13 protein-coding genes and 1 pseudogene are annotated in these 14,219 nt (G+C 50.7%); 7 read left to right on the forward strand and 7 right to left on the reverse strand.

What is annotated here, in order from left to right; genetic code table 11:
- Positions 1-19 precede the first annotated feature (19 nt).
- From C1N84_RS20355 to C1N84_RS20370, 4 genes and pseudogenes are all read right to left on the reverse strand, one after another.
- On the reverse strand, positions 20-847 hold the full coding sequence (locus C1N84_RS20355) for a carbohydrate ABC transporter permease (RefSeq protein ID WP_159377545.1): 828 nt from the start codon (positions 845-847) through the stop codon (positions 20-22).
- A complete protein-coding gene (locus C1N84_RS20360; protein WP_058770459.1) occupies positions 840-1,700 on the reverse strand; it encodes a carbohydrate ABC transporter permease in 861 nt (286 codons plus the stop codon). The genes C1N84_RS20355 and C1N84_RS20360 overlap by 8 nt, the downstream gene beginning before the upstream one ends.
- A 68-nt stretch (positions 1,701-1,768) precedes the next feature.
- A pseudogene (locus C1N84_RS20365) lies at positions 1,769-3,036 on the reverse strand (ABC transporter substrate-binding protein).
- Between the two features lie 29 nt (positions 3,037-3,065).
- Positions 3,066-4,079, reverse strand: a complete 1,014-nt coding sequence (locus tag C1N84_RS20370) for a Gfo/Idh/MocA family protein (protein ID WP_058781340.1) — start codon at positions 4,077-4,079, stop codon at positions 3,066-3,068.
- Positions 4,080-4,409: 330 nt separating this feature from the next.
- On the opposite strand from C1N84_RS20370, the gene C1N84_RS20375 reads away from it, so the two are divergent.
- Both C1N84_RS20375 and C1N84_RS20380 read left to right on the forward strand, forming a co-directional pair.
- Positions 4,410-5,108: an N-acetylmannosamine-6-phosphate 2-epimerase gene (locus C1N84_RS20375; RefSeq protein ID WP_264444367.1), complete on the forward strand. Its 699-nt coding sequence runs from the start codon at positions 4,410-4,412 to the stop codon at positions 5,106-5,108.
- The gene (locus C1N84_RS20380; RefSeq protein WP_264444365.1) at positions 5,105-5,974 is read left to right on the forward strand and encodes an N-acetylmannosamine kinase; all 870 of its coding nucleotides are present in this window, start codon (positions 5,105-5,107) and stop codon (positions 5,972-5,974) included. Before C1N84_RS20375 ends, C1N84_RS20380 begins: the two co-directional genes overlap by 4 nt.
- A gap of 11 nt (positions 5,975-5,985) precedes the next feature.
- Here the strand turns inward: C1N84_RS20380 and C1N84_RS20385 are convergent, their stop codons facing one another.
- Positions 5,986-6,753 (reverse strand): GntR family transcriptional regulator, encoded by a 768-nt coding sequence (locus C1N84_RS20385; RefSeq protein ID WP_058775537.1) that lies wholly within the window; start codon positions 6,751-6,753, stop codon positions 5,986-5,988.
- Between the two features lie 863 nt (positions 6,754-7,616).
- Here C1N84_RS20385 and C1N84_RS20390 point away from each other — a divergent pair.
- Genes C1N84_RS20390 through C1N84_RS20410 form a run of 5 tightly spaced genes read left to right on the forward strand, consistent with a single transcriptional unit; the run spans position 7,617 to position 12,302 of the window.
- Entirely contained in the window at positions 7,617-7,970 is a 354-nt protein-coding gene (locus C1N84_RS20390) for a hypothetical protein (protein WP_394541909.1), read from the forward strand.
- A gap of 48 nt (positions 7,971-8,018) precedes the next feature.
- On the forward strand, positions 8,019-8,246 hold the full coding sequence (locus tag C1N84_RS20395) for a hypothetical protein (RefSeq protein ID WP_058781980.1): 228 nt from the start codon (positions 8,019-8,021) through the stop codon (positions 8,244-8,246).
- Entirely contained in the window at positions 8,243-8,887 is a 645-nt protein-coding gene (locus tag C1N84_RS20400; RefSeq protein WP_264444361.1) for a CPBP family intramembrane glutamic endopeptidase, read from the forward strand. Before C1N84_RS20395 ends, C1N84_RS20400 begins: the two co-directional genes overlap by 4 nt.
- Positions 8,888-8,935: 48 nt before the next feature.
- Positions 8,936-10,210: an HlyD family secretion protein gene (locus tag C1N84_RS20405; RefSeq protein ID WP_211725614.1), complete on the forward strand. Its 1,275-nt coding sequence runs from the start codon at positions 8,936-8,938 to the stop codon at positions 10,208-10,210.
- Complete coding sequence (locus C1N84_RS20410) at positions 10,203-12,302, forward strand: peptidase domain-containing ABC transporter (RefSeq protein ID WP_394541910.1); 2,100 nt, start codon at positions 10,203-10,205, stop codon at positions 12,300-12,302. Before C1N84_RS20405 ends, C1N84_RS20410 begins: the two co-directional genes overlap by 8 nt.
- Before the next feature lie 114 nt (positions 12,303-12,416).
- Here the strand turns inward: C1N84_RS20410 and C1N84_RS20415 are convergent, their stop codons facing one another.
- Both C1N84_RS20415 and C1N84_RS20420 read right to left on the reverse strand, forming a co-directional pair.
- A complete protein-coding gene (locus C1N84_RS20415; protein WP_264444357.1) occupies positions 12,417-12,803 on the reverse strand; it encodes a VOC family protein in 387 nt (128 codons plus the stop codon).
- A gap of 165 nt (positions 12,804-12,968) precedes the next feature.
- A complete protein-coding gene (locus C1N84_RS20420) occupies positions 12,969-14,219 on the reverse strand; it encodes an MDR family MFS transporter (RefSeq protein ID WP_211725607.1) in 1,251 nt (416 codons plus the stop codon).

Consider the following 14,219-nt stretch of genomic DNA (forward strand, 5'->3'; position numbering starts at 1 on the left):
AATACTCCTCTCTTCTGAGCTACTTGACGCCGCCCATGGTTAAACCGCGCACCAGATGTTTTTGTACCAGCAGACCGAGCACCAGCATCGGCAGCATCACCAGGGTTCCTGCCGCAGTCAGCGGCCCCCACTCTGTCCCCTGGAAGGTCAGGAATGAGGTGATCGCGACTGGCAGCGTCTGTGTGGAGTCACCAGAGAGCGTCAGGACAATCTGGAATTCATTCCAGATAAAGAACAGCGTCAATACGCCTGATGCGGCCAGGCCGGTTCTTGCCAGCGGCAGCATGACGCTGCGAAACACGCGCCATTCGCTGGCACCATCAACGCGCGCCGCTTCACGAATTTCAGGGGGAATATCTTCAAAGAAAGTAGTGATCATCAGAATGGTAAATGGCACGTTAGCTATGGTGTAAACCAGAATCAGCACCAGATAGTTATCCGTCATGCCAAGCTTCGTAATGAGGTAATACACCGGAATAACCAGCATGATGACCGGTGCGTAGCGCAGGCTCATGATGAACTGCTTAGCCTGTCCTTTTCGCTCAATAAAGAACACCAGTCCATAGGCAAAGAGCGACCCGAAGACCAGGCACAGGAACGTTGAGACCAGCGAAATCAGCAGGCTGTTACCGAATGCGCGAATGAAATCGCCATTGCTCAGCACCTGTCGATAGTTGTCCAGAATCGGCGTAAACCAGAGCTTTGGTGGCATGGCGAAGGCATCTAAGTACGTTTTAAATGACATTGTCACGAGCCAGTAGATCGGCAGCAGGAAAAACGCCAGTATGACTATCAGCACCAGCCAGAAGCCGGTTCTCCGACAGATAAACTTCAGTGAATCACTCATCTTTCATTACCTTCTTACTGGCGAATGACAGCACCACGATCACCAGCAGCGTGTTGATGATGGCAATCACCACCGCTGCGCTGATACGAAAATCCTGGAACCCGGTGAGGTAGGCGTACATGTTGGTGGTTTCCGTCGCCAGGGCCGGGCCGCCACGGGTCATCACATAAATCAGGTCAAAAGATTTGAACGCATCAATCATGCGCAGGAATAGCGCCATAAGAATGATGGGCTTTATCATCGGCAGCTTGATGAAGGCCAGCAGCCGCCAGCTACGTGCACCATCCAGCTCAGCCGCTTCAAGAGGTTCATTTGGTAACGCGTCCAGCCCTGCGGATACCAGCAGGATAATGAAAGGCGTCCACTGCCAGATATCCGCCAGAATCAGCGAGGCCATTGCTGTGCCGGGATTGCCTAACCAGTCAATTGGCGCGATGCCAAACATGCCCGCGATCCAGTTGAACAGCCCGGCATTAGGATCGTAGAAAATACGCCAGATAAGTCCCGCCACGATGGGGGTTACTATCATGGGTAAAAGTAACAGCGCTCGTACCAGCTTGCGGCCAAAGAAATCGCGGCTGATGAACAACGCAATGGCACTGCCCAGTACCAGTTCTGCCACCGTGGATCCCGCCACATAGACCAGCGTATGCCACAGAGAGAGCCACATGCGGGGTTCTTTCAGCACCTCAATGAAGTTCGCCAGACCGATGAAATCAAACGGCGGTGGCGACATCAAATCGATGTCATACACGGACAAATAGATGGCGTAACCCAGCGTGTAGAACGAAACCAGCAGCAATACAATCAATAACGGCAGAGTAAACGCCTGCTGCGTGAGTTTTGCTTTCATAGTTTTACCTGGATCTGCGTAAGAAATTCATTTCCCTCAGCACGCCTGAACGCACTGAGGGAGAAAGGTTAACGAGACAACGCTTTATTGTTACGGGTGTTCGCTGCCTTCAGTGCGCTTTCAACAGACTGGGTGCCAGCCAGCGCTTCAGACAGGGCAATGCCGGTGATATTGATGATCTGCGTAGCCTGCGGCACGGTAGGCAGATATTTCGCGTTTCCGTTCTTCAGAGCAGCAAGCATGCCGTCCTTGAAAGCGCCATAGCGCTGAGCAAAAGCATCACTGTTAATGGCGCTGAGCGAACTCACACCAGCGTTCGGATTCAGCTCAACTGATTTCATCTGCGTCTGGCTGGCGGTTGCCCAACTGATGAATTTCCAGGCGGCATCCTGATGCTTACTGTCGCTGTTGATGAACATACCGTGAACCTGAAGTGCGCCGCTGTTCCCCGGATGGTCACCCGGCTGTGCAGGAACCGGGGCATAACCGACTTTCCCGACGACTGAAGATTGTTTCGGGTCTTCATTGAAACCACCGTTCACGGTAGAGTCGATGGTCATCGCCGCTTTGCCCTGCTGGAACACCAGACGGTTTTCCTGCCAGCCAAAATTAGCCGCACCAATCGGGCCGAAATTATTCAGGATATTCACGAACGCATTTGTAGCTGCAATCGCCTCGGGTGATGAGATGGCAGACTTGCCGTTACTGTCGATCCACTGGCCGCCGTAGCCCCACAGGAAGGCAGCCCACGCAAAGGTGTTCTGAATACCCTGTGCGCCACGAAGAGTGATACCCGCGACCTGACCGTTCGTTTTCTCCTTGATGGTTTTAGCGGCTGCGGTCAGTTCATCAAAGGTTTTCGGCACGGCGATACCGTATTGCTCGAACAGGTCTTTGCGATACATCAGGAAGGTACTCTCACCGTATACCGGTAGGCCGTAGTAAGCATCTTTATAACGCAGCGTATCTGCATAGCTTGGTACCAGATCCGCTTTGTCATAAAATTTGGTATCACTCTTCATCCACTTATCAACGGGTGTGATATAGCCTGCCGAGGCGTAACCCACGGCGTGAACCCAGTCGTCCATAACGACGTCGTAACGTCCGCTGTGCGAGGAGAAGGCCAGCAAGGCTTTAGAGGTAAGATCGTTGTAAGGTACAATTTTGCCTGAACCTTAATACCGGTCTCTTTTTCGAATTCCGGCAAAAGCGCTTTGATGGAATCACTGGTGCTGTGTCCTTCAAGCAGTACACGAAGGGTTTCCTCTGCGCTGGCGTTGCCTGCCAGCAGAAGTGTGCCAATAACACCTGCAATACCCATTTTTTTTATGCTCATCTCATCACCTGGTTTATTCAGTCAGAATGTCAGACCCGGACGATTTCGCCGGTACGGGCGGAGTCCATAATGGCAAGCGTAATGCGCAGCGCCTCGTTAGCTTCTTCACCGGTCGCGACTGTCGTCGTGCCGTTGCGGACATCACCGAGGAACGACATCAGCTCTTCACGCAGGTCGCCTTTGATTTCACCCTGGCTCAGCGGCCAGTGCTGGGTGTCGATATAACGGTTAGCCGTTTCGGACGCGTGATACAGTCCTGACTCACCGCATTCAATTTCAATCAGCCCTTTTGTCGACAAGATCGACATTTTGGCATCGAGCAGCGTGCGTGAACCGGCTGGCAGTGCCCAGGAGCTTTCCAGATTCACGACGGTGCTGTCCGCGAAGCGAATGATGGCGAACACGGAATCTTCGGTACCCAGATGGCCAAGCAACTTGTTGGTGGTCTGCGCATACACGCTCACCGGCTGGGTGTGCTTCAGCAGCCACAGGATCATGTCCACGTCGTGTACCGTAACGTGCAGCGGCAACGGCAGGCTGCCACCGTAACGGGCCGGACCTTCAATCGCCGGGCTGTTACGACGAGCAGTAATGTGGCTGACTTCGCCTGCGCTACCGGTCGCCAGAATTTCCTGAGCACGTGAGTAGCGCGGGTCGAAACGCAGCAGGAAGCCAATACCCAGCTTCACGTTGGCATCGCGGGCAGCGCGGATGATGGCTTCGCCGTCTTCCATCGTTGCGGCAATCGGTTTTTCCAGGAAGATATGCGCACCTGCTCTGGCGACCGCCAGGGCCGGTGCCAGGTGGAAATCATCTTTGGTGCAGATGCTGACGATGTTGGGTTTTTCCTGATCCAGCATCTGGTTAAAATCTTCATAGCAGTTCAGCTTCGGGATCCACTCCTTCAGCGCTTCACTGCGGGACAGGTCCGGGTCGGCCACGCCAACCACATCAACGCCATACATCTGCTGCCAGATGCGGGCATGCATTGCTCCCATGAAACCTGCGCCAATGACGCATACTTTAATAACGCTGTCTGTCATTTCACTTTCCTCAGTACCTGGTTTAAAAACTACATAACGTTCCCGTGGCATATCAGGTGATTCAAATAACATGCCAGAATAAGTCCAGATTAATACCAAAATAAAAATTGGTTGTATATCAACGCAATCAGCGTTAAATCAATATATTTGCAACATATTTAACCTGTTATAACGCCTAATCCTGACTGCTGTCCAGCACGATCATGGTGCTCCTGGTCAAAATAAGAGCACCATCACGGTGCGAGAAGTATGTCTTTAAAATACCAATTTACAAATCTGGTATTATTGTGGTTATCTGATGGGTAATTGCAAAACCAACAGGAACGAAAGATGACGCTCGATGTGAATAAACTTAAAAATCAGTTGGTTGTTTCGTGCCAGCCCGTAACTGATGGGCCAATGGATCACGTCGACATCGTGGTCGCGATGGCGCGTAGCGCAGAACTGGCAGGCGCGGGTGCCGTGCGTATCGAAGGTGTGGAGAACGTGAAGCAGGTTTCTAAGTCGCTGGAAATCCCGGTGATTGGTATTGTGAAGCGTGATCTGGATGATTCGCCGGTGCGCATTACACCTCTCCTGCAAGACGTTGTTGATCTGATAGCTGCCGGAGCCAGCATTATTGCAGTGGATGCTACCGAACGTCAGCGCCCGGTTCCCGTTACAGAGCTCTATAAGCTTGGCCGTCAGTCAAATGTGTTACTCATGGCCGACTGCTCGTCACTGAAAGATGGCATTGCTGCCGCTGAGATGGGCTTTGATTTTATTGGCACCACCCTCTCAGGTTATACCGATGAAACAGCCGATCAGCCGATGCATCGACCAGACCTTGAACTCATCTCAGCGCTGGCAGCTCGCGGTTATCGTGTGATGGCGGAAGGCCGTACCCGCACGCCGGATCACGCCGCAGCAGCGCTGAAAGCAGGCGCGTTTGCAGTAACGGTCGGATCTGCCATCACCCGCGTCGAGCACATCACTGATTGGTACAAAGCAGCACTGGCTGACGTGATTAAGGGGAGAACAACGGCATGATACTGGCGCTGGACATTGGCGGGACAAAACTGTCCGCCGCATGGATTGAGGGGCAGGAATGTATTGCTCGCAGGCAGGTACCCATGCAGCATGATGAGGCGGGTTTTCTGGCGGCGTTACGCGAGGTCACCCAATCAGACTATCCAGTTGAGCGCGTGGCTGTTGCCGTAACGGGTTATTTGCGTGAAGGCCGCGTATGGTCGGTTAATCTCAACACCATCCCCTTCTGGAAAGGTTTTGCGCTGGGCGAAGTGCTGGAGAAGCAGTTTAACTGTCCGGTGATCATGCTCAATGATGCGCAGGCTGCGGCGTGGGGAGAATACCTTCCACGCCAGCATAATCGTACAGATCTGCTTTTCATTACCCTTTCTACCGGGGTCGGAGGTGGCCTCATTTGCGACGGGAAACTACGGATTGGTCCGCAGGGGCTGGCCGGACATATCGGGCATGCGACGGTGAGCGTTGCACCGCTGGATCCGGACGCAGGGCGCTGTGGTTGTGGACGCACGGGTTGTCTGGAACATATCGCTTCCGGCACTGCCCTTGCCCGCCAGGCCACGGCACTTTTTGGTCGCAGGATCGTCAGCCGCGAACTGTTTTCCCTGGCGGCAGATGAACCACAGGCCAGTGCGATCCTCGACAACGCAGCCGCGGCTGTAGCACAGGCCATTGCCGATACGCTCATGGTTGTGGACATCCAGGAGGTGGTGCTGGGTGGAAGCGTAGGTCTGGCAGAAGGCATGATAGCGCGGGTTAATAAGGCACTTCAGGCCTTCCCGGCACTGTTCAACCTGCCCGTGACGGCAGCACTGGGCGAGGGTGATGCCGGTTTACTGGGCGCTGCTGACTGGGCACAGCGCAATTAGATGGCACAGGTTTACTGGCCCGACGAGATATCTCGCTGTAGCTCAACCAGAAAGTCGTAACTGTCGCCCCGGTACCAGGTATGGGTGTATTCAATCGGTCGGCCATCTTCCAGATAGCAGTGGCGTTCTACGTGTAATGCCGGGCTGTGCGCTGGCATATCCAGCAGATGGCTGTGTTCGCGGTTTAGCGGTTCTGCACGAATACGCTGAAGCGCCCGAGCAGGCATGAACCCATGCAACTGAAACACGGCATACAGGGAATCTTTTAGCTCATTCATATCCGGAATAAACGTCTGTGGCACAACCGCAATTTCAACGGCCATCGGACGATCGTCGACAGTTCGCAGGCGCTTCAGACGCCAAACCAGTGCGCCAGGAGAGAGGTTGAGCGCAATGATTTCCGAAGGCGATGCGTGCGTCAGCTCTTTCTCAAGCCATTGGGCACCTGGTTGATAGCCACGTGAAATCATGTCCTCACTGAAACTGGTCAGCGATGACAGCGGCTTTTCAACTCTGCCAGCGACCGTACTACGTGCACCGCGTCGCTGAATAATGATCTGCGCATTCGCCAGTTCGCTCAATGCCCGGCGCACCGTCACGCGAGACAGGTTCAATTGTTCTGACAGCTCGCGTTCGCTTGGAATCGCGTATCCGGCTTTCAAATCACCGCGGGTGATCATGTCGCGAAAACCTTTCTCAAGGCGAAGATACAGCGGGCCGACGGCACGATTTGTATCGTCACAGTAAGTTTTCAGTGTCTCGATGAATTTCGTATCCATGCTCAGCCGTCCCTTCCTCATGAGAGTTCAAAGATACCTGATGTTTACCTGCTGGCATAGGGATGAAACTCCCGTTTTAACAAAACTGGTATCCTCTGGTATGGTTCGCGTTATTTTACCAGGATGCAGCAATGATGAGGGGCCGCGAGAAGATCCCGGCATTCATGAAGAATAATGAAAGGTCGAAAAACTACCAGTTTGACCTGCCGGATTCAGGCCAGACATTTCAGCTACTGATCCGGCTGAAGACTTAAAACAGCATAGGCAGCGTCGCAGTGGCCGTCTGCTGGCTTGCCGTTGAATACAAGTTCCCCATCGCCGTAAGTTCGCGGATGATTACTTCAACCCGCAGCATGGCACCCACCTTAGCGCTCAGCGATCCGGCGGTAAGCGAGCCTTCCCGTCCTGCCCCCCTATCGCTGCAGCGCCCATATACGGCGAGCGCCATAAATGGTACGAATTGCGCCCTCATTCATAGCCATGCTCTCCCCAAAAAATAGATTTTATCTTCCAGTCACATGTTAAAAAAACACCGAAAATAGGAGAGAATGTATAGCAGTATATATTTCTAAAAATGAGTGATAAATCAAACAACTGCTTAAAATCTAAGAAACCACATGTAAGCAAAAGAAATAATTTCCGTATAAAATCGTGAAATTATGAATTAACAGGAAACCGTTAAACAGTAACGTTATTCAATTACGCCAGATAAAATTACTAAAAAGATAACTTAGCAAAAGCACACCAGTTTTGTCTGGTTTTCATAAAAATAAAAAAGTTGAAAGTAAATTACTCACGGTGTATTTGTTTGTCTGGCAATGTTTTGTTATTAAGCTCACCACAGCCATAAACAGGAGTTATTTATGAAAGTAATCGCAAGAGACCTTTTAGACGAAATATCTGGAGCCGGCGGCCGTAACGATCCCTCCTATAGCTCAGGGCGTAACAACACCAGTAATAACGGTGGCTCGAGTCCAGGATCCAATGGTAATCCCCGATATAATGAATCGGGCGTGGTAAATTGTAATAATGGTATTATTGGCGGAGCTATTTCCGGTGCAGCCGGGGGAATCGGTGGTGTAGCATTGGGCATAGCAGGTGGCGCATTTGCTGGCGGCTGCTTTACAGGAAGCGGTAACGGTGGAAATAACTCTGGTAATAATAGCTCTTCTGGAAGCTGTAACTCAGGTGGAATGGGTGGCTCCTGCAGCCGTTAAAAATATTCACCCGCCGCTTCTTTTGCGGCGGGTATTAAGGAGGATTAATTGAAATTTATCATAAAAAATCTTATTTTATTTTTATCAATAATGACTGGCTTTTTGTTTCTCAGTGGCGCAGGTATCTTCCCAGGATTCAACACCTTTAAACCTCCCGTTGAGTTATCCAGGTTAGTCATCACTATCAGCTCATTAATATCATTTGTGTTGCTAGGCGGTAAGATTATAAAGATTTTATTCAAAGGTGATATAAAAGCACATGGTAACATTAAATGAACAAAAAAGATGGATATTTATTCTTATCTGTTTTTATTGTTATGGTTATTCTTACCGGGGCTCCACTGCTTTTGCCTGAACAGTTAAGAATGATGTCGATCGTGTCTGGTATGTTTTTCCCATTGATGTTCACGGTGGAGATCCTGGTTATTACCCCTCTTTATTTTTTATTTTTGAGAGAGAAAGAGGGTTTTGGGGTGGGAACTTTCATCCTGAAAGATTTCATCCTTTATTTATCCATTATTTTGACTATACAGTTCATCCTCCCAAAACTGTTCTTCCAAGAAGAAATCTATGACAGTCATTCTGAGACAATCCTGCCTGCAATCACCTTTATTCTTATACAAATATCTTATATTTTAATGGCGCCTGTTTATGAGGAAATTGCAATCAGAGGTGCGCTATTCGGATCACTGACCATTTTTCTCAAAGCAAAATTTCCTGCGGCAATTTTATCCTCTCTGATCTTCGCCGTTTTACATACTCAGTATTCAGGCTACAAGCCATTAATCATTCTTTTTTTTGTTTCATTAACGCTTACAGCAGCGAGAGTTCGGTCAAAGGGATTATTATTGCCAGTCATACTACATGCGCTGATGAATTGTATCATCATAAATAAAAGCTATATTTTCGGCAGTTAAATGACAAAGGGTTCCCACCATATAGCATACTTTTATAAGGAGATGACATTGTTTCGCAGGGAGGCGGTTGATTATCAGAGGATGAGATTGCGGGGCCGGACACTGCTGCTTCCCGGAATCCCTTTTTGGGCAGTGGCGAGCCTGTGTTTCTTTTTTACTGCAGCATTATTGACCTTCATTATCGCCGGAACCTATAGCCGCAGGATCAACGTCTCAGGTGAGATATCGACTTATCCCCGCGCTGCAACTCTCTACTCCGGTGTTCAGGGTACAGTTGTAAAACGATACGTTCACGAAGGGCAATCAGTTGAGGCAGGCTCGCCCGTATACCAAATTGATGTAAGCAAAAGTACGCGTAACGGTGTCATAAGCGAAAATGAACGCAGGGATATTGACAACCAGCTTAACCAAATTTCACAGATAGTCAGCCGCCTGGAAAGCAATAAGAAAGCTACGCTGGATATGTTAGAAAAGCAAAAAGAGCAATACATCTCAGCCTTCCTGCACTCTACGAATATTCTTCGTCGCGCACAGGAAGGGCTCCGTATCATGAAAGAAAATATGGATAACTATCGCCAGTATCAGAAACTTGGACTCGTAAACAAAGAACAACTCATTAGCCAGGTAGCTCTTTATTACCAGCAACAGAACAGTCTTCTCGGTTTGTCAGTTCAAAATGATAATAATTCTCTTCAGATAACGGCACTGGATAGCCAGATCCATACTCAGGCAGCCGATTTTGACAATCAAATCTATCAGATGGAACTACAGCGCTTTGAACTTCAAAAAGAGCGAACCCGTATTGATGCCGATGACACCATTATCGTGCGGGCACTAGCCGCTGGTCGTATAGATTCGCTGAGCGTTACAGTGGGACAAATGGTTAATCCGGGTGATAGCCTGCTACAGATTACTCCAGAAAAAATAGAATATTACGCTCTGGTGCTTTGGGTTCCTGATAACGCCATTCCTTATATTAATCCCGGTGACCGGGTCAATATTCGTTATGAGGCTTTCCCGGTAGAGAAGTTCGGCCAGTTTGCCGGCACGGTTTCTGTTATCACAAGAACGCCTGCATCGCTGCAGGAAATGCACAGCTACCGAAGCGCTCCCACATCCGCTTTAACCACTGTTGCTCCCTATTACAAGGTCATCGTCAGGCCTGAAATGCAGGAAGTCAGGTATGTCGGAAAACGGCTGCGCCTGGAAAATGGCATTCAAGCGCAGAGCACAATGTTTCTGGAGAAAAGGAAAATCTATCAATGGATGATCGCCCCCTTCTACGATATGAAGGTCAGTACTTCAGGACCAGTCAATGAATAGAATGACCTTTAAAACTTTGGTCGCGAAGTTGGAAATAAAGTTACGCAACCGACTGCCGATGATCCACCAGACCGAGTCTGCTGAATGTGGCCTTGCCTGCCTGGCAATGATCTGCGGACATTATGGCAAGAATGTGGACCTGATAGCGCTCAGGCAACAGTTTAATCTGTCATCTCGCGGTACATCGCTATCCGGACTGACGGATATGGCTGAACAGTTGGGAATGAAAACCCGCCCTCTTTCGCTCGACATCGACGAGATTGGGGCTCTGAAGATGCCGTGCATTTTACACTGGGAATTTAATCATTTTGTAGTGCTGGTCAGCGCCAGGAACAATCGCATGGTGCTACACGATCCGGCGCGCGGACGGCGGACGGTTAGCCTTAAAGAACTTTCGCAGAGTTTTACCGGTGTGGCGCTGGAAGCCTGTCCTGGGAGTAATTTTACTGCCGAAAACGTCCTCAACAAAATTAGCCTCAGATCCCTTATTAGCAGCGTACACGGTCTAAAGCGAGCGCTCGGTAAAATATTTTGTCTGTCGCTGGTGTTTGAAACCATCAATCTGGTAATGCCGATCGGTACACAGCTGGTAATGGATCATGCCATACCGGCAGGAGACAAGAGTTTACTGACGGTAATCTGCGTCGGACTGATTTTTTTCATCCTGCTTAGGGCCGTAGTCGGTATGGTACGCGCCTGGTCAGCACTAATTATGGCAACGCTTATAAACGTGCAGTGGCAATCCAGCCTCTTCAGTCATCTGTTATGTCTGCCGCTCAGCTATTTTGAGCGACGTAAGATGGGTGATATCCAGTCACGGTTTAGCTCACTGGATACGCTGCGCAACACTTTCACCACCAGTATAGTCGGTGCCATCATGGACAGTATCATGGTCATTGAAGTGGTGATTATGATGGTGCTTTATGGTGGATGGCTGACCTGGATTGTGATGGCATTTACCGTCCTTTATGTATTGCTGCGCCTGCTAACTTATGGACGCTACCGACAGCTGTCAGAAGAATCACTTGTCAGAGAAGCTCGTGCCAGTTCTTACTTTATGGAAACGTTATACGGCATTGCCGCTGTAAAAATACAGGGAATGGGACGGCGTCGCGCCGCCCACTGGTTAAACCTTGAAATTGACTCAATTAATACCAGCATTCGCATTACTAAAATGGACATGCTGTTTGGCGGTATCAACACATTGATTATTGCCTGCGATCAAATTACTGTGCTTTGGCTGGGTACGAGTCAGGTTATCGATAACCAAATGACTATCGGAATGTTTGTTGCATTCGGTGCTTTTCGGGGACAATTCTCTGATCGCATCAGTTCACTGACGGAGTTTGTATTACAGCTGCGCATGATGAGCCTGCATAATGAACGCATTGCCGATATTGCACTAAATCCGCGAGAAAATCATAAACCTGACCGCTATTACGAAACAGGGTTAAAGCCTTTAGGACTGGAGACCCATGAAATTAGCTATCGTTACGACACTCAGTCACCTTACATATTTCGTAAAATGAATATCTCAATCCTGCCGGGGCAGAGCGTGGCAATCACGGGCTCTTCCGGGGCAGGGAAATCTACGTTACTTAAAATATTATGCGGCCTATTTACCCCCGACAGCGGAAGAGTAGAGATAGAGGGTGTTGATATTCAGCAGATTGGAATCAATAACTACCATAAAATGATCGCCTGTGTCATGCAGCATGACAAGCTGTTCAGTGGTTCAATCAGGGAAAATATCTGTAGTTTTGCAGACGAGGCTGATGAAGTCTGGATGAAAGAATGCGCCCGCGCCAGCTACATTCATGAGGTGATTATGCGTATGCCGATGGGTTATGAAACTCTTATAGGCGAGTTGGGTGAAGGGCTTTCTGGCGGACAAAAGCAACGCCTGTTCATTGCGCGAGCACTTTATAAAAAACCATCAATTTTGTTTCTGGATGAGGCGACAAGTGCGTTGGATAATGAGAGTGAAGCGATGGTGAACCGGGCAATCAGAGAGCTCAGCATTACCAGAATCATTGTCGCGCACAGGGAAAGTACGATCGCCTCAGCTGACAAAGTTATTACTCTGGATTAATCGCAGCCGGATATCGTCAACAAAAGGATTCATGGTGCTTTTCGTCATTTATCATGTCTGCTTAGATTAAAAGCAGACAGATACAACCAGCAATGCCGCACTGGTCGGTCCCCTCTAGCCCCACGCCCTGTTTTGCATCACCACCCGGTACCCGTCGGGATCAACGAAGGTTTGCCCATTCACATCCCAGTAAGGATTGAAAGAATTCGTCCGTTTAAAACCCGCTTCAACCATGCTTTCGCATGCCAGCTTCCATGCATTTTCATCCGGATAATAGAGGACGAGGAGATCGTCTTCGGTTGGCGAGGGTTGAACGGGATGTCCCGAGCAGCAGGTGAATTCGAGGTGCCAGTCGAGGTCTTTTCGCCCCAGCATCACGCCATTGAAGCCGTCGTGATCGTGGAATTCGGCAATTTTTTGCAGACCCAGTCCCTGACTAAACATCAGAACCGATCGTTCAAGCTGGGAGACGGGTCTGGCAATGCGCATGTGCGTAAACATCTGGCTTGACTCCTGAAAACGTTTTTCTGGGTGTTGTTAACCAGGTAGAGTTTACACATGATCGGGCTGGTCATTTGTCGATGAGAGCCTGCGCAACCTGCCCTGCCCGCGTTGTGCACCTCATGCTACAGCACCGCGCCGGTATAACCCGAATGGCAGCAACGGTCATTCAGGTTTCCCGATCGGCGCACTGCGCAGCGGGCGACAAATCAGGGTCATGGCAACGGCGCTGCACAGAGGAAACAGCGCCAGCAGCAGCCAGGGATAAATAGCCTGCGTTGAAGGGACAAGCGCGTTGTCCAGCAGCGGTCCAAACATTAAATTTCCGGCCAGCACCGCGAAGCCGCCGGCGGTGGCCAGGGCGCCGTAATGCGCCCCCAGCGTCGCGGGGTCGGCAAAACGGGGAATCAAATCCTTGGCCGACGGCACCAGCAGCATCTGGCCGAATGTTAAAAACGTCACCAGACACACCGCAGGGATTAACCGCAGCCAGCCGTCAGGCGGCGTGGTTGACGCGAACAGGGCCACGCTGGCAAACGCGGCGGAGAGCAGCAAAAAACCCACCGGTAAAACTTTTACCGTCCCCACGCGTCGTGCAAAGCGCGCCAGCGGCAGCTGAAAAGCGATGATCAACACCGAGGCCAGCATAAAGAGCGGGCCGAGATCTTTCTCGTTGCCGCCTGCTCGCCGAATCTCCACTGGCAACGCCAGATACAGCTGGTTGTAGCTCAAAAGCCACGAGCTGTAAGCCACGATGAAAGCGACAAAACGCGGCTGGCGGAAGGTCATCCACCAGGGGACAATTTTCAGCGCCTGTTTGCTGTTACCTGTAGCAGGGAGAAAAAAGTACAGCACCATCAGCGCGATGACAAAGACCGCGGCCCCTGCCAGCGCCACCTGGCGGAAACCGAATCCGGTCAGCAGTGCGCCAGCCACCGGGCCCAGTACGGCACCGAGTTCGCCGCACACCGCAAACAGCGCAAACCACTCCGCGCGGCCGCGCTTGCCTTGCGCCTCGCTTTGCGTTCCCGCTTTGGCCAGCAGCGCTTCAATTGACGGGGAAAACAGCGCACCGCCGATGCCCGTCAGACAGGCACCCAGAATGATCGGCCACAGCGATTGCCCCAGCGCCAGCAACAGATAACCCGCAATCCGGACCAGACAGCCACACAGGATAATGATCTTAGCGCCGTAACGGTCAGAGAGCGCACCGCCCAGCAGAAACATCCCCTGCTGGGAGAACGTGCGTAATCCCAGAATCAGCCCGATAACGCCGCCGGAGAGCAACATATCATCGCGTAAGAATATCGCCAGAAAGGGAACGACCGCGTAAAAGCCAATGTTGAAAACAAACTGGCTGCCCAGCAAAACGCCCGGGCGCAGGGTAGAGACAGGACGCAGCGAAAACGGAAGCAT

Source organism: Pantoea sp. SGAir0418 (assembly GCF_043529865.1).